Source organism: Janthinobacterium sp. Ant5-2-1 (assembly GCF_001445815.1).
Classification (GTDB): domain Bacteria; phylum Pseudomonadota; class Gammaproteobacteria; order Burkholderiales; family Burkholderiaceae_D; genus Janthinobacterium; species Janthinobacterium lividum_E.
Window position 1 is genome coordinate 90,970 of sequence record NZ_LNCE01000021.1, and the last position, 17,051, is coordinate 108,020.

Annotated in this window: 10 protein-coding genes; 5 read left to right on the forward strand and 5 right to left on the reverse strand. The window is 64.9% G+C overall.

Annotated features, from left to right (window positions below):
* The first annotated feature begins 4 nt into the window (after positions 1-4).
* Positions 5-3,175 carry an efflux RND transporter permease subunit gene (locus tag ASN89_RS08145; protein WP_058048923.1) on the forward strand — a complete coding sequence of 1,057 codons (3,171 nt, stop codon included), beginning with the start codon at positions 5-7 and terminating at the stop codon, positions 3,173-3,175.
* Between the two features lie 69 nt (positions 3,176-3,244).
* Here the strand turns inward: ASN89_RS08145 and ASN89_RS08150 are convergent, their stop codons facing one another.
* Together ASN89_RS08150 and ASN89_RS28645 are read right to left on the reverse strand one after the other, a co-directional pair.
* On the reverse strand, positions 3,245-3,754 hold the full coding sequence (locus tag ASN89_RS08150) for a hypothetical protein (protein WP_046682180.1): 510 nt from the start codon (positions 3,752-3,754) through the stop codon (positions 3,245-3,247).
* Between the two features lie 121 nt (positions 3,755-3,875).
* Positions 3,876-4,112 (reverse strand): hypothetical protein, encoded by a 237-nt coding sequence (locus ASN89_RS28645; RefSeq protein ID WP_144417539.1) that lies wholly within the window; start codon positions 4,110-4,112, stop codon positions 3,876-3,878.
* Positions 4,113-4,323: 211 nt separating this feature from the next.
* On the opposite strand from ASN89_RS28645, the gene ASN89_RS08155 reads away from it, so the two are divergent.
* On the forward strand, positions 4,324-4,698 hold the full coding sequence (locus tag ASN89_RS08155; RefSeq protein ID WP_046682179.1) for a hypothetical protein: 375 nt from the start codon (positions 4,324-4,326) through the stop codon (positions 4,696-4,698).
* On the opposite strand, the gene ASN89_RS08160 is transcribed toward ASN89_RS08155, so the two are convergent.
* On the reverse strand, positions 4,699-7,746 hold the full coding sequence (locus ASN89_RS08160) for a CHASE domain-containing protein (protein WP_058048924.1): 3,048 nt from the start codon (positions 7,744-7,746) through the stop codon (positions 4,699-4,701).
* Between the two features lie 223 nt (positions 7,747-7,969).
* On the opposite strand from ASN89_RS08160, the gene ASN89_RS08165 reads away from it, so the two are divergent.
* A complete protein-coding gene (locus ASN89_RS08165; RefSeq protein ID WP_058048925.1) occupies positions 7,970-8,689 on the forward strand; it encodes a helix-turn-helix domain-containing protein in 720 nt (239 codons plus the stop codon).
* On the opposite strand, the gene ASN89_RS08170 is transcribed toward ASN89_RS08165, so the two are convergent.
* Both ASN89_RS08170 and queC read right to left on the reverse strand, forming a co-directional pair.
* Positions 8,673-9,590: a sterol desaturase family protein gene (locus ASN89_RS08170; protein WP_058048926.1), complete on the reverse strand. Its 918-nt coding sequence runs from the start codon at positions 9,588-9,590 to the stop codon at positions 8,673-8,675. The two genes, ASN89_RS08165 and ASN89_RS08170, sit on opposite strands and share 17 nt — an antisense overlap.
* Positions 9,591-9,667: 77 nt before the next feature.
* Entirely contained in the window at positions 9,668-10,381 is a 714-nt protein-coding gene (gene queC / locus ASN89_RS08175; protein ID WP_046682176.1) for a 7-cyano-7-deazaguanine synthase QueC, read from the reverse strand.
* A 222-nt stretch (positions 10,382-10,603) separates the two neighbouring features.
* Here queC and ASN89_RS08180 point away from each other — a divergent pair, with 222 nt between their 5' ends.
* Together ASN89_RS08180 and ASN89_RS08185 are read left to right on the forward strand one after the other, a co-directional pair.
* The gene (locus tag ASN89_RS08180) at positions 10,604-12,502 is read left to right on the forward strand and encodes an autotransporter assembly complex protein TamA (protein ID WP_058048927.1); all 1,899 of its coding nucleotides are present in this window, start codon (positions 10,604-10,606) and stop codon (positions 12,500-12,502) included.
* Positions 12,502-16,926 (forward strand): translocation/assembly module TamB domain-containing protein, encoded by a 4,425-nt coding sequence (locus ASN89_RS08185; protein ID WP_058048928.1) that lies wholly within the window; start codon positions 12,502-12,504, stop codon positions 16,924-16,926. The genes ASN89_RS08180 and ASN89_RS08185 overlap by 1 nt, the downstream gene beginning before the upstream one ends.
* Positions 16,927-17,051: the final 125 nt, after the last annotated feature.

The following is a 17,051-nucleotide window of genomic DNA, read 5'->3' on the forward strand; positions in this document are numbered from 1 at the left end:
CATCATGTTTGAACGTTTGATCCGCTTCGCCATCAACCAGCGCTGGCTGGTGATGCTGGCCGTCGCCGCCATGGCTGGCCTGGGCATCTACAGCTATCAAAAGCTGCCCATCGACGCCGTGCCCGACATCACCAATGTGCAGGTGCAAATCAATACCCAGTCCGCCGGCTATTCGCCGCTGGAAACCGAGCAGCGCGTGACGTTCCCCATCGAGACGGCCATGGCCGGCTTGCCGAACCTGGAACAGACGCGCTCGCTGTCGCGCTATGGCCTGTCGCAAGTGACCGTGATCTTCAAGGATGGCACGGACATCTATTTTGCCCGCCAGATGATCAACGAGCGCTTGCAGGAAGCCAAGGAAAGCCTGCCAGCCGGCATCACGCCGAAGATGGGTCCCGTCTCCACAGGCCTCGGTGAAATCTACCTGTGGACGGTGGAAACGCAGGACGGCGCGAAAAAGCCGGACGGCACGCCGTACACGCCGACGGACTTGCGCGAAATCCAGGACTGGATCATCAAGCCGCAGTTGCGCAATGTCACGGGCGTGACGGAAATCAATGCCATCGGCGGCTACGCCAAGCAATACCAGGTGGCGCCGTATCCGGAAAAACTGGCCGCCTACGGCATCAGCCTGCAAGACGTGGTGACGGCGCTCGAGCGCAACAACAGCAATGTGGGTGCCGGCTACATCGAAAAGCAGGGCGAGCAATTGCTGATACGTGCGCCAGGCCAGGTGGCGTCGAAAAGCGACATCGGCAACATCGTCGTTGCCAACGTGCAGGGCGTGGCGATCCGCATCCGCGACGTGGCCGACGTGGTGCTGGGGCGCGAGCTGCGCACGGGCGCGGCCACGGAAAACGGCCGCGAAGTGGTGCTCGGCACGGTATTCATGCTGATCGGGCAGAACAGCCGCGCCGTCTCGCAAGCCGTCGACAAGAAAATGGTGGAGATCAACCGCAGCCTGCCGAAAGGCGTGCACGCCGTCACCGTGTATGACCGCACGGTCCTCGTCGACAAGGCCATCAATACGGTGAAGAAAAACCTGCTCGAAGGCGCGGTGCTGGTGATCGCCATTTTGTTCCTCTTCCTCGGCAATATCCGCGCGGCCGTCATCACGGCCATGGTGATTCCGCTGGCCATGCTGTTCACGTTTACGGGCATGGTGCAATACCACGTGAGCGCCAACCTGATGAGTTTGGGGGCGCTGGACTTCGGCATCATCATCGATGGCGCCGTGGTGATCGTGGAAAACTGCGTGCGCCGCCTGGCCCATGCCCAGCAAAAGCTGGGACGGCCATTGACCTTGCAGGAACGCTTTCAGGAAGTGTTTGCCGCATCGCAAGAAGCGCGCCGTCCCCTGCTGTACGGCCAGTTGATCATCATGGTCGTATACCTGCCCATCTTTGCGCTGACGGGCGTGGAAGGCCGCATGTTTACGCCGATGGCGCTGACGGTCGTCATCGCCCTGCTGGGCGCCATGCTGCTGTCGATTACTTTCATTCCCGCCGCCGTGGCGCTGTTTATCGGCGACAAGGTGGCGGAAAAGGAAAACGCCATCATGCGCGCGGCCAAGCGCGGGTATGCGCCGCTGCTGGACAAGGTCATGCGCAACACGCCCGTCGTGTTGACGGGTGCGGCCGTGGCCGTCGTGCTGTCGGGCTTGCTGGCCACGCGCATGGGCAGCGAATTCGTGCCCAGCCTGAACGAGGGCGACATCGCCATCCAGGCCTTACGTATTCCCGGCACCAGCTTGACTCAGTCGCTGGCCATGCAGCAGCAGCTGGAAAGCAAGCTCATGGCAAACCACAAGGAAATCGCGCGCGTGTTCGCCCGCACGGGGACGGCCGAGATCGCGTCCGACCCCATGCCGCCGAATATTTCCGATGGCTACATCATGCTCAAGCCCCGCGACCAGTGGCCGGAACCGGGAAAGTCGCGCGAGCGCTTGCTGGCGGAAATCGAAGCGACGGCCACCAGTTTACCGGGCAACAACTACGAGTTTTCGCAGCCGATCCAGCTGCGCTTCAATGAGCTGATTTCCGGCGTGCGCAGCGACGTGGCCGTGAAACTGTTCGGCGACGACATGCTTGTCCTCGACAGCACAGCGGCGAAGATCGCCGGCGTGCTGGGCAAGATCCCGGGAGCCACGGAAGTGAAGGTCGAGCAGACGACGGGTCTGCCCATGCTGACGGTGCAGATCGACCGCGAGCAGACGGCCCGCTACGGTCTCAACATTGCCGACGTGCAGGCGGCGATTGCCACGGCCATCGGCGGGCAAGAGGCCGGTACGCTGTTCCAGGGCGACCGCCGCTTCGACATCGTCGTGCGCCTGCCCGACAGCCTGCGCAGCGACCTGGAGCAGCTGAAACGCCTGCCCATCGCCCTGCCCTTGGGGGCAGCGGCGGAAGGCCGCGCGCGCTTCATTCCGCTCGGTGAAGTGGCCAGCCTGCAAGTGGCGCCGGGGCCGAACCAGATCAGCCGCGAAGACGGCAAGCGCCGCATCGTCATCAGCGCCAACGTGCGCGGGCGCGATATCGGCTCGTTTGTCGCCGACGCCACGCAGCAGCTGCAAGCGCAAGTGGCCATTCCCGCTGGCTACTGGACCAGCTGGGGCGGCCAGTTCGAGCAATTGCAATCGGCCACGAAACGTCTGGAACTGGTGGTGCCCGTGGCGCTGGCGCTCGTCTTCGTGCTGCTGTTCGCCATGTTCGGCAACGTGAAGGATGGCTTGCTGGTGTTCAGCGGCATCCCGTTCGCATTGACGGGCGGCATCGTCGCTCTGTGGCTGCGCGACATCCCCATGTCGATCTCGGCGGCCGTCGGCTTCATCGCCCTGTCCGGCGTGGCCGTGCTGAATGGCCTCGTGATGATCGCCTACATCCGCCAGCTGCGCGAACAGGGCATGCCCTTGCAGGACGCCATCCGGGAAGGAGCGATCACGCGGCTGCGGCCCGTCTTGATGACGGCGCTGGTGGCGTCGCTGGGTTTCGTGCCGATGGCCATTGCCACGGGCACGGGCGCCGAAGTGCAGCGTCCGCTGGCCACCGTGGTGATCGGCGGCATCCTGTCATCGACGGCCTTGACCTTGCTGGTGCTGCCGCTGTTGTACCGGCTCGCGTATCGCAGGAAAGAAGAGGAGGTAGGTCGGATTAGCGTGGCCGAAGGGCACGCGTAATCCGACACATTGTTGGCGCTGGTGGTGGTGTCGGATTACGCGGAGCAAAGCCCCGCTAATCCGACCTGGTCATGGCCGGCGGTAGCCGCCCTCGATCCAGTTCGCCGCTGACGTGGCGTTGAACTTGAACGCAGCCGAGGTGCGCACCTTGGCGATCTGTTCGCCGTCGGCGTCGTAGGCACTCAGTTCCGCGTACGGGTGGTCTTCGTCGGGGACGATGTCAAACATCACCTTGACTTGCCCCTCGTCGGTGGCGACGAACAGGTTCTTGTGCAGCTGCGCATGCAGCTGCTGCTCGTGGCGGCGCAGCACTTCCGAGGCCGTCTTGACCAGGGTATTGAAGGCGTTGACGTCGAGCGGCTTCGGGTTTTTCTTGTCGCGGCCCATGGTCCACGGGCCCACCAGCGCCGGCTCCGGTTCGCCATCCTTGATCATGGCCACGGCCCAGCCTTCGTCTTCCTCGTTCTTGATCACTCTCGCCGTCCAGCCATTGCCTACCCACAGGCGCGGCTCCTGGATCGGGGCGTCATTGTCCTGCTCGGCTGCTTCGTCGGAAAACTCGGGAAAATCGGTACTCATGGCGGTGCTCGTGATGGAAGGTCGGGGCTAGCATGATAGTCGAAAACGCCCGCCCGTGCCGCGTTCCCGGCGGCACGGGTGAACGTTCAACACTTCCGTCCGGCATCTTCCCACGCGACTGTCAGCACATGGACATGGCAGGCCGGTTGGGCCAGGTCAGCGGCGGACCGGGCGGCACCCAGCGCGGGTCGATGGCCGGCAGTGGCGCATGGTAACTAAAGGGATTGATGATGATCGGCGGTATCGCCGATGGCGCACCGACGGGCTCGGCGCAGGACTGCGTGGCGCTACGCTGGCGCGTGATTCGATGGTCGTGGGGGGATAGCGATTGATCCCCGGTATCTGCAAACAAAAGCATGTTGCCCTCCTTGCGAGAGTGAGGTATTCAGTATAGGACGGCTTGCGTACATTACAAGAAAAGAAATCTTGTTCCAGATCAGCGTTTTCTGGCCGCCAGCGCCTTCCATACCGTGAAAATGACGGCCTGTCGCACGCCGCTGGCGGCAAGCCGGGCGCGCCCCTACAGTGTGATCATGCAACACCCCATCACCCACACTGCGAGGCCTATCATGAAAAAACTGCTCACCTTCGTCCTCATCGTCATGCTCGCCTGCCTCTTCCTCGACAAGGTCGGCGGCAGCGACATGCACATGCAGCTCAACGGCGACGATATCGACGGTCCGCTCGAGTGGCTGTTCGGCCTCGTGTTTGCCGGCGGCGGCTTGCTGATCGCCGCCATTGCCGTGGTGTGCGCCGCCGTCGTGACGGGCGTGGTGCTGGCCGGCGTGGGCGTGGTGCTGATCGCCGCCGTGGCCCTGTGCGTAGTGCTGGCGCTCGCGCTGAGCACGCCCGTGCTGCTGCCGCTGCTGATACCCGTGGCCATCGTCTGGCTGATCGTCAGCCGCAACCGCAAGCAGGCGCAAGCGCGTCAGCACAGCCTGTAATCACTGCGCCATGAACTTGCTGAGCACGCCGTCGCTGCCGCCATCGTTCTGTTCGATGCGGTTGCGCCCGCCCCGCTTGGCCCGGTACAGCGCCTCGTCGGCGCGCGCCAGCACGGCGTCGCAATCGGCATCGGTGCCGGCCATGGCGGCCATGGCGGCCATGCCGATGCTCACCGTGATGGTGATCACCGTGCCGCCATCGATGGTCAGCGAACTTTCCGCCACGCGCCGGCGCAGCCGTTCGGCAAACACGGCGGCGGCGCTCAGATCCGTGCCCGGCAACAAGATGGCGAATTCCTCGCCGCCCACGCGGCCCGGCACGTCGACCTTGCGCAGTGCCTGACACATCAGCGCGCCCAGGTGGCGCAGCACGGCATCACCCACGGCATGGCCATACTCGTCGTTGACGCGCTTGAAGTGATCGATGTCGAGCATCAGCACGCTGGCGCAGCTGGCCAGTTCGCGCTGCAAGCGGGCATGCTCGTTTTCCAGCGACGCCATGAAGTGGCGCCGGTTCGGCAAGCCGGTCAGGAAATCCGTGGTGGCCAGCTGCAGCAATTCCGCGTTCATGCGCTTGCGTTCGGTGATATCGAGCGAAGACACCATGACGAAATCGAGGCTATCCGCATGGCCGGGCATCACCAGCAAGCTCAATTCATTTTGCCGCGCCGCGCCATCGAGACGCACGAAACTGCTCTCGCACTCGTACAGGTGAGCGCCGCCAGCCAGCGCCAGCAGCGCGTCGCCGAAACGGGGCAAGGCGCTGTCGTCGAAATTCTGCGCCAGGCTCAGCGCGCCACGGCGCTGGTCATCCTCGTTGGCGCGCACTTGCGCCAGCGCGGCGCCGTTCGCATCGATGATGCGCACCAGCCCCGCCAGCCGCCGCAGCGCATCGGGATTGGCCTGGAAGTGGGCGCCCAGGTCGCGCACGCCCGCTTGCTCGAGAGCATCGAGCGCGGCGCGCACGGCCGACCAGTCCTGTTCCCACAAGGCGACGGGCGCATGGTCGTACAAGCTGCGGAAACGCGCTTCGCCCGCGCGCAGGGCCAGCGCCACCTGCGCCTGTTCGATGGCCATGCCGGCCAGGTGCGCCGCCTCGCTCAGCCGCGCCAGATGCGCCGCGCCCGGCAAGGTCGGCTGGCGGTGATACGCCATCAGCACGCCGAGCATCTTGCCCGAGCCGCCACGCACGGGCTCGGCCCAGCACGATTGCAGCTGGGCCCGGTACGCCAGTTCCATCGTTTCCTGCGCATCGGCATGCAGGTCGCCCACGATCACGCGCTGGCCGTCGCGCACGGCTTGCGCGGCGATGCCGTGCACGCCCTGCAGGGTGTCGAGGTCGTGGCCATGACTGGACAAGTTGAAAAACGCGGGCAAGCTGGGCGCCGCGCCCAGCACCAGGCGGTGGCGGTTTTCATCGAGCAGCAAAATACTGCACAGCATGGCGGGATGGTCCGCTTGCACGCTCAGCACCACGCTTTCCAGCACCCGTTCCAGCGGCGCGCCCGTGGCCAGCATTTCCAGCACTTGCCGCCGCGTGTGTTCGCGCCGTTCCATCTGGCTGCGCTCGCTGATATCGCGGAAAGTCCACAAGCGCGCCTGTTCATTGCCCAGCTGCATGCTGCGCACATATTGCTCGACCACCCGTCCATCGCGCAGGTGCAGCACGTCGCGCCGCTCGCGGTGGCCGTGCGGCGCGTGGGCGCGTGCCCCGAGGAAAGGCGCCGCCTGCTCGAGCTGGCTTTCCACGTGGCGCACGAGCGCCGTGCCATCGGCTTGCCAGTCGAGCGCGTCGGGCACTTGCCACAGGTCGCGGAAGCGCCGGTTCGACGTAAAGATGCGGCCGTTGACGTTGTCGACCAGAATGCCGTCGATGGTCGAATCGAGGATGCTGCGCAGCATGGCCTGGCTGCGCTGCGCCGCTTCGGCCATCGCCAGCACGCTGGCCTGCCCCTGCTCCAGCTGGCCGGTCAGCTCGCTCGAGCGCGCCAGCGCCGCCTGGGCGCGGGCGCGGCCCACCGCCAGCAGCCAGGCCGCCAGCGCCAGCACGATGCTGGCCAGCAAGCCTGTCCAGGCCACCAGACGCGGCCGCGCCAGCAGCTCGCCATCGAAGCCCGGCATGGCGCGCACGCGCAAGGTCCAGGGGCGGCCGGCGATGGTGATCACTTGCAGCGACACGAGGCTGTCCGACGCGGCAGACGACATGCCGCCCGGCAAGCTGTCATACATCAGGGCCGCCTCGGCCATTTGCGCGCCATCATAAATTTCCAGGTCCAGCTGGTGCGCGCTCTCGCCGCCCACGCCCGCCATCAGGTCGCCCATGCGGAACGGCGCAAACACCCAGGCGCGCAGGGCGGCGCGCCGCTGTTCCACGCTGGCATGCAGCAAGCCGTTGTCATACACGGGCAGCACGACAAGGAAGCCATGCGCCTGGGCGCTGCCGCCATCTTGCACCAGGTGGATCTTGCCCGTCATGGCGGCTTGCCCCGTGTCGCGCGCCTGCTCGAGCGCGGCGCGGCGCACGGGTTCGGACCAGATGTCATAGCCGAAGGCCAGCAGGTTGCTGTCGCTTAAGGGTTCCAGATAGGTGATGGGCGCGTGCCAGGCGCGCTGGCCGGGCGGACGCACGGCATAGCCGGGATAGCCCTCGGCGCGCACGCTGGCCTCGTGCCGCGCCAGGGCGGCGCCGGGCAACAGCGGCAGGTAGCCGATGCCGTGGATGCCGGGAAAGTGGCGGTCCACCTGCTGCACCGACAGATAGGCATGGAATTCGCGGCGCGTGACTTCCTGCGAACTGGCATACAGTCCCTGCACCCCGTGCAGCACCTGGATATAGGTCTGCATGCGGCCGGCGATGTTGCCCACCAGTTCGCGCACGCGGAAATCGAAATCGGCCTGCACCTGCTGTTCGCTGGCGTCGTGGGCGTTGCGCCAGGCGCCATACGTCAGTCCCAGGCACAGGGCCAACACCAGCGCGGCCAATGCGCGCGGCCCCACCCAGTGCGACACTGGCTTGGCAAACCACGACGAAGACGCGCGTGTAGACATGACAGGCTGACAGACAGAACGGCATCAAACCATTTCACGGCCAGCAACATGGCTGGCAGCGGGCTGCACGACTACCATCGGTAGTCGATGAGAATGATAGTACGTTACAGCGAGCGCCCTTGCAATGCTGAATATTGTATTAAAAAGACCACACATTTCGTCAATGCAATGATGTGTACTCCAGGAAAATTCGATGCCATGAAAACCATCTCCCGACACTGGTATGATCGCCCCGCAATCCATCATCAAGGAGCCGCGTTTGCAGCACGATAGCTGGCAGGGAACACTATGGCTGGCGCCGGACTTCGCCATCCTGCATGGCGCGGCGGGCGCCACGGACAGCCACGCCCATTATGCGCACCAGCTGATGCTGAGCACGGGAGCGCCCTTCACGGCCGAGCTCGACGGCATCGTCCACACGGCGCGGCACTTGCTGGTCGACAGCCTGCGCCCGCACGCCATCCTGAGCGCGCCTGCACCCATGCTGACCATCTACGCGGAACCGCAACGTCTGGGCGGCGCGGCCCTGCTGGCGGCAGCCGCCAGCGCAGGCGTGCCCAGCCTCGACAGCCTGGCTGCCGCGCTGCAGGCGCAGCCACGCGAGCACTTGCCCGATCCCCGCTTGCGGCGGGCGCTGGACAAGGTCGATGCGCTGCTGTCGGGCAAGGTCAGCGCGGCCGCCGTGGCAGAGGCGGCGCATTTGTCGCTGAGCCAGCTGGAACGCCTGTTCAGCGCCCAGCTGGGCTTGCCCGTGCGACGCCTGGTGCTGTGGCGCCGCCTGCGCCTGGCCATCCGTTTCATCTTGCTCGGCAGCACCCTGACGCAGGCGGCCCACGGCGCGGGCTTTGCCGATGCCGCGCATTTTTCGCGCACCATGCGCAGCCTGTTCGGCGTGCGCGCCGACCGCAGCTTGCGCCAGCTCGACGTCAGGCTGCTCGATTAACGGCACGATTGAGCGCCTGCTTCAAGCCGGCCGGCAACTCGGGCGCGCGCACGCCCTCTTCCGCGCGGAACGGCTCCAGCAGCTGCGGTCCATAGGCGACGGGATAATCGGGACGGCTGCCGATGCCCAGGTCCTCACCCCGCATGCGGTAGCCGGGCGCGTCGAAGGCCGTGCCCAGCAGGCGGTCCCAGCAGGTAAAGAACAGGCCGAAATTCACATCGCCGGCCGTGCCGTACTTCATGTGATGAAAACGGTGCAAGGGCGCCCAGGCGAACACGTGGCGCAGCGGCCCCATGCGCATGTCGACATTCGCGTGCTGCAGCAACAGCTGGATCGCCACGGCAAACGCCAGCACGGCCATGACCTTCTCCGGTATGCCCAGCAGCAGCAAGGGCAGCATGCCGCCCGCCGCTTCGAGCAGCAGGTGCAGCGGATGTTTCATCCAGCCATTGAAACCGTACATGCGCTGCACGCTGTGGTGCACGGCATGCAGTTTCCACAGAAAATAATAGCGGTGGCTCAGGTAATGCACGAGCGTGATGCCGCAGTCGGCAATCAGGATGGCCAGCAGCAGCTGCGCCCAGAACGGCAGCTGGACTGGCCAGAATGCGCCCAGCGCCAGGTGCCCGGCCAGCAGGGGGAAGGCAGCCAGGCCCAGCAGGTAGAGCGCTTCATTGACGAGCGCGTGCAGCGTATCGCGCCAGCCGTCGCCGTGACCGTCGTTCCACGCGCCGTCATACGGCGCATAGCGCTCGGAAAGAAAGGAAGTAAGCAGGGCCAGCAGCAGCAAGGGCGGCAAGACCCAGAAGGAATGTTGGCTAACCGCAATCAGGTAACAGGCGGCGCCGATGAAGCCGGCCCAGAACACGGGGCCGTACAGCGCGGCAAAGAGGGATTTCATGGCAAGACGCTCCTGTGGCAAAAACCACAGCATGGCCGCTCCCCCTGCCGCGCCGCTTGAAGAAACGGCGCAACCTGTTACTTCAGGGCTTTTCTCGCAGCATATTGCTGGTAGCCATTCGCGCGCAGGGCGCAGGCGGGGCAAGTGCCGCAGCCATAGCCCCAGTCGTGCAGCTCGCCCCGCTCGCCCAGGTAGCAGGTATGCGTGCCGCTGCGGATCAGGTCGACCAGCGGCTGGCCGCCCAGGTCTTCGGCCAGGTCCCAGCTTTGCGCCTTGTCCAGCCACATCAGCGGCGTTTCCAGTTTCAAACGCGTGTCCATGCCCAGGTTCAGGGCCACTTGCAGCGCCTTCATCGTATCGTCGCGGCAATCCGGGTAGCCGGAAAAATCCGTCTCGCACATGCCGCCCACGAGCACCGTCAAGCCGCGGCGATACGCCACGGTCGCGGCGACAGTCATGAACAGCAAGTTGCGTCCAGGGACAAAGGTGTTCGGCAAGCCGTTTTCCTGCATGACGATCTCGACGTTCTGCGTCATGGCCGTATCGGAAATGGCGGAAATCAATGACAGGTCGATCATGTGGTCCTGGCCCAGGCGGCTGTCCCATTCGGGCGACTGCTGGCGCATCTGTTCCAGTACGCCGGGACGCACGGTCAGTTCGATCGCATGGCGCTGGCCGTAATCAAAGCCGATGGTTTCCACTCGGCTATAGTGTTTGAGAGCCCAGGCCAGGCAGGTGGTGGAATCTTGTCCACCGCTAAAGAGCACCAGTGCGGAGTCCGTTGCTAGCATAATTTCTTTCTTTTCAGTTTTATTCTATTCAATAGTGCGCGGGGAAACATAATTCCCATTGCAAAAAATACTTATTCGTCCGCCATCAGTTTACCTATTCCGGTAACATGCAGTCAGCATTTACTTATCTGGAGCACCATGTTTTCTGCACGACCCATACGGCATACGGCTGCCGGCAAGGCGATACGACCACGAATTTTGGCACAAGTAGTGGCAAAAGTAATGGGTCAACTGACACTGGCGGCCGCCGGCGGTGCCATATTGCTGTTTCCCATCGCCCATGCCCGCGCGCAGGAGGCAACGCAAGATGCTGCTCCAGAGAGCGCCAGCGCCACGGAAGCGGCGCCGGCCCCGCTGCAGTACGAGGTCAAGGTGAACGCGCCCGGCGACCTCGACGAGTTGCTCGAAAAAAACCTGGACCTAGAACGCTTCCGCGGCAACCCGCGCATGGACCGCGAGCAATTGCTGCGCCTCGTGCGCGCTACGCCCGAAGAAGCCAAAAACCTCATCGCCACGGCCGGCTACTACACGCCCGTCGTCACGGTGCGCGTCGATACGACGGGCGCCAAACCCGTCGTCATCGTCGACGTCGACCCGGGCCAGCCCGCGACCATCGACAAGGTCGAGCTGGAATTGCGCGGCTTCGACCCCACGCCGCCGCTGGCCGCCAGCGAGCCCTACGATACGGAAGCGCTGAAGCGCAGCTGGGCCCTGAAGACGGGCAGCGTGTTTCGCCAGTCCGACTGGGAAGCGGCCAAGCGCGCGCTGCTGCGCGAAGTGGTGCAGACGCGCTACCCGCGCGCCCAGCTGGTCGACACGCAAGCCGTGGTCGATCCGGAAACGCACATGGTCTCCTTGCTGGTCGTGCTCGACAGCGGCCCCGAGCTGCGCTTTGGCGAGCTGCGCATCGAAGGCTTGAAACGCTACGACGCCAGCATCATCCGCAACCTCGACAAGATACGCCCGGGCGAGTACTACAGCGAATCGGCGCTGCAATCGTTCCAGGCGCGCCTGCAGGACACCGGTTACTTTGCCAGCGTGGAAGTGAGCGCCGACATGAGCAGCATCCTCAGCGAGCAGATCGAAGCGGGCCAGGAAAGCCAGCAAGCCGATGCCGCCGGCGCCGCGCCCGACGCCAAGCCGGCCAACCGCGGCCCCGCGCCGCTGCTGCCGCTGGTCGTGCGCGTGACGGAAAACAAGCAGCAGAACGTCAGCGCCGGTCTCGGTTTCAGTACGAATACGGGCAATCGCGCCCAGCTCAACTATGACAACCTGAACGTGTGGGGCACGCGCTTCAAGAGCGCGATCACCATGGAAACAAAGAAACAGGCGGCGCACGCCAATTTTTACTTTCCAACGACCGAGCGCGGCTACAACGACAGCGCTGGCGCCTCGTTCGAGCGCAGCGACATTTCCAACGAAATCACGGCCGTCACCACCATCTCGGCCAAGCGTAACTGGGGCGGCACCAACCTCGAGCGCAGCCTGACGTTCGAGTTCCTCAGCGAAGACAAGACCGTCGTGGGCCTGGAACAGACGCGCAGCAAGAGCTTGCCCCTGACCTACGCCATCACCAAGCGCAGCCTCGACAGCCTGCTGTTCCCCACCAAGGGCTATGTCATCAACGCCCAGGTGGGCGGCGCCCTGCTGCCCGTGCTGACGGACGAGCGCTTCGTGCGCGTGGCCGGCAAGGCCGTGTATTACCGTCCGCTCGGTGAAAAGGGCGAGCTGATCGTGCGCGGCGAAATGGGCGCGCTAGGTTCCAAGGAAAAACGCGGCGTGCCGGCCGTTTACCTGTTCCGCGCGGGCGGCGACCAGTCGGTGCGCGGCTATGCCTACCAGGAACTGGGCGTGAAGGAAGGCGACGCCACCGTCGGCGGGCGCTACATGCTCACCGGCAGCGCCGAATACCAGTACTGGTTCAAGCCGAAGTGGGCGATTGCCGCCTTCTATGACGCCGGCAATGCGGCCGATACCGTGAAGGCGGCCATGACGCCGAAATCGGGCTACGGCCTGGGCGGGCGCTACAAGAGCCCCGTCGGCCCCATCAATGTCGACGTGGCGTATGGCCACGCCGTCCACGCGTACCGTTTGCACTTCTCTCTGGGATTCACTTTCTAATGTCCGATATTACTACCGAGTCCCACGACGCCGCGCCGCCACCGCCGGCAAAAAAACCGCGCCGCTGGGTGCGCTATGTATTGATCGCCGTCGCCACCATGGCCGTGCTGCTGGGCGGCGCCTTCTGGTTCCTGGGCCGCGAATCGACCTTGCAGATGCTGGTGCAAAAAGTGGCCAGCGCCAGCGGCGGCGAGATCGAAGTGTCGGGCGTGTCCGGCTCGCTGTACAACCGCATGCACCTGGGCCACGTCAGCTACCGCAGCAAGACGCAGCACATCACGGCCGACAATATCGACATCAACTGGTCGCCGTTCCAGTTCTTCTCGGAAGGCATTGCCATCAGCGAACTGCACGTGGCCAGCCTGTCCGTGGAAAGCACGGCGCCGTCCGAAGAACCGTCGACCATGCCCACCAGCCTGGCTGCGCCGTTCAAGATCGGCATTGCCGACGCGCGCCTGGACAAGGTGACCCTGGTCAGCGCGGGCGGCAACACGGTGTTTGAAAAAATCCATTTCACCCTGTCAGGCGACAAGTCGCAATGGCAGCTGGAAGACGCCTCGGCCCTGACGCCGTTCGGCCAGGCCACGGCCAGCGCAACAATTGCAGCCACGCAGCCATTCAAACTGTCAGGCAAGGCCGGCTTGACGCAGCTCAACCCCGCCGCCGGCGAAAAACCGGCCGCCCTGGCGCTGCAGCTGGGCGGCGACTTGAACGTGCTGAACGTGACGGCCAAGGGCAGCGCGGGCGCGGCCACGGCCGACGCCCAGCTGGCGCTGGCGCCATTCGATCCCGTCATCATCCTGCGCTCGGCCAGCATCAAAGGGCGCAACATCAATCCGGGCAAGTTCGACGCCACCTTGCCGCAGGCGGACCTGAGCCTGGAACTCGACGCCGCCATCGACACGCGGCCCAACGCGCAAACCGTGTCGGGCAAGCTGGCCATCCTCAACCACGCCACACCGGGTCCCATCGACCAGCAAAAGCTGCCGCTGCGCCAGTTCGAGGCGCGCCTGGGCGGCACTCTGACGGCCACGACTTTGGAGTCGGCCATCATCGACTTCGGCAACGCAGGCAAATTCACGGGCAGCGGCAAGCTCAACCGCGACGCGGCCGACGCGCCCATCGGCAATGCGCAGCTAACCTTGCACACGGACAAGATCGACTTGCAGCACATGTACAGCAGCATCAACAGCACCAAGATCGTCGGCGATATCGTGCTCGACAGCGACGGCAAGACGCAAACCCTGCGCGCCAAGCTCGGTGAAGCCAAGCTGCGCCTGGACGTGGAAGCCACCCTGGCCGACTCGCTCGTGCAATTGCGCAAGGCGACCTTGCAAGCAGGCAAAAGCAGCGTCAACGCGACGGGCCAGATCAGCCTGAAGGACGAGCAGCCATTCAAGGCCGTGGCCAGCACCAGCCGTCTCAATCCCGCCGACTTCGGCGCCTTCCCCGTGGCCGACCTGAACCTCGACGTGCGCGCGAATGGCCACGTGGCACCGCAATGGCTGGCGAATGCGGACTTCACCGTGCGCCCCAGCAAGCTGCTTGACCAGCCGTTGTCCGGCAAGGGCAAGCTGACGGCCGACGCGGCCCACTTCAGCGGCATCGACGTGCAATTGGCGCTGGGCAAGAACAACGTGACGGCCAAGGGCAACTTCGGCGGCGCCGGTGAAAAGCTGAACTGGAACGTCGATGCGCGCCAGCTTTCAGCCCTGCAGAGCGACTTGCTGGGCACGGTACTGGCCAGCGGCGTGGTGCACGGCACGATGCAGCAGCCGCGCACGAGCTTTGTTGCCGATGCAAAAGGACTGGGTCTGACCAGCGGCAAGCGCCCCGCACCGGACAGCGCCATCCACGCCAGCGGCGAAGTGGGCTTGACGGGAGCCAAGCAGCAGGCGGAACTGAAAGTGGCGGGTTCGCTGCAAAAGATCAATCCTGCCGCGTTCGGCGCGGCTCTGCCCAACGGCAACGTCAACGCGGACTTCACCGGCAGCGGCCGCCTGACGAGCGACTGGCAAGTGGCCCTCAACCTGGCCCTGCGCGAATCGACCCTGCAAAACGCCCCGCTGGCCGGCTATGCCAAGCTGTCGGCCAATGCGAAACGCATCGACAGCGTGGATACGGAATTGCGCCTGGGTCCGAACAGCCTGCTGGCCAAGGGTGCGCTGGGCGGCGCCACGGACCAGCTGACGTGGAAACTCGATGCGCCGCAACTGTCGACCCTGGGCCCCCGTTTTGCCGGCGTGCTGCATGCGGCCGGCTCCGTCTCGGGCAAGATGGACGCACCCGCCGCGCAGCTGACGCTCGATGGCCATGACCTGACCTTCTTTGGCGACCAGCAATTGAAAACCGTGAAAGGCAGCGCCAGCGTGGGCGCCGGTCAGGGCGCGCTCGACCCCATGGTCAGCAGCCTGGACATCACGGGCTACAGCACGCCCACCTTCAAGCTGGCCAGCGCCCGCCTGGGCACGACGGGCACGCGCGGCAGCCATACGGTGAGCCTTGCGGCGCGCAACGACGACTTCGACGCCACCGTGCAAATCCGCGGCAGCCAGAGCGGCGCCAGCTGGACGGGCACGATCGACAGCCTGCAAAACAAGGGCCGCTATGCGCTCGTGCTGCAAGCGCCCGTGCCCGTGAAAGTGGCCGGTCCTGCCAACAGCGGCGTGGCGGGCCTGGGCCAGCCGGAACTGATCAGCGTGGGCAACACCGTCATCAAATTGCCGGCAGGCAGCATCACCATGCAAAACCTCGTCAAGAACGGCCCCCGCTGGACCAGTTCCGGCCAGGCGGCCGGCGTGGCGCTGACCTATCTGGCGCAAGTGATTCCAGCGCTGCAAGCCAATGCGCGCAGCGACCTGACCCTGGGCGCGCAATGGTCGCTCGACATGCAGGTGCCGACGGCCAAGCAGAAAGATCCATCTTTGGCCGGCATGCTGCACATCTACCGCGAAAAAGGCGACGTGACGGTGGGCGTGGAACAGCCGCTGGCGCTGGGCTTGCGCACCCTCGATGCGCGCATCGACGTGGCCAACCAGCAACTGCGGCTGGCCGTGAAACTCGATGGCGCGCGCGCGGGCCAGAGCGACATCAACGCCACCGTGCAAATGTTGGGCGGGCGCATCAGCAACGACAGCGCCCTCTCGCTGACGGGCACCACCAGCATCGATACACTAGCCTGGCTGGCGCCGCTGACGGGCCAGCCAGGCCTGGAACTGGGCGGCGCCTTGAAGGTGGCCCTGTCCGGCAGCGGCACCATCGGCGCGCCGCAATTGAATGGCGATATCAATGGCAGCAAACTGCTGGTGAACTGGGCGGACCAGGGCTTGAAATTGCGTAATGGCGTACTGCAAGCCAAGCTGGCGGGCGATCAATTGCAATTGCAGCGCCTGAGCTTTGACGGCGGCGATGGCAAGGTGCAGGCAGATGGCTGGGTACGCTTTGCGAATGGCGAAGCAAGCCTGGAACTGAAGTTGATGGCCGACCGCCTGCAGGCGCTGTCGCGCCCCGACCGTACCTTGATCCTGTCGGGCAACAGCACCCTCGTGCGCAACGACAAACGTTTCAGCTTCGAGGGCAAGTTCAAGGCCAACCGCGCGCTGATCGAACTGGCGCCGCAAGACACGCCGACGCAAAGCAGCGACGTGGTGGTGCTGGGCAAGGAAGTCAAGGGCGGCAAGGAAGCGCCGTCGCTGCCCCTGAATATCGACCTCGAGTTCGACCTGGGCAACGCCTTCCACCTGCGCGGCATGGGCATCGACGCGGACCTGGCGGGCAATGTGCGCGCCAGGGTCATCAACCGCGCCGCGCCGCGCGTGACGGGCAGCATCAAGGTCACCAGCGGCCAGTACGCGGCTTATGGACAAAAGCTGTCCATCGAACGGGGTTTGATCGCCTTTACGGGCGCCTATGACAACCCGTCGCTGAATATCCTGGCCGTGCGCAAGCGTCCCGAGGGCGAAGCCTTGTCGGAAACGAACGTGGAAGCAGGCGTGGAAGTGCGCGGCACGGCGCAGGCGCCGACGGCCAAGCTGGTGTCCACGCCAAGCGTGTCGGACAGCGACAAGCTGGCCTGGCTGATCCTGGGTCACGGCGCGGAAACGGCGGCCGGCGATGAAATGGCCTTGTTGACGACGGCCGCAGGCGCCCTCTTCGGCGGTTCCGGCGGCGGCTTGCAAGGCAAGCTGGCCAATTCGCTGGGCCTCGACGAAGTGGGCCTGTCGCAGGCGCAAGGGCTGGAAAGCACGGTCGTCACCGTCGGCAAGCGCCTGTCCTCGCGCGCCTACCTGACGTTCGAGCAAGGCACGAGCACGGCGACGAGCCTGGTCAAGCTGCGTTATAAGCTGAACCGCCGCATCACCTTGCAGTTCCAGACGGGGACGAACAATGCCTTGGACGTGCTGTACACGTGGGCGTTTGATTAGATTGGCAGCCAACAATATTGTCGGATTACGCGTGGCGTTGCCCCGCTAATCCGACCTACGCTCCATGTGCATGCGCGTAGGTCGGATTAGCCCGCCAGGGCGTAATCCGACACCACCACCAGAAA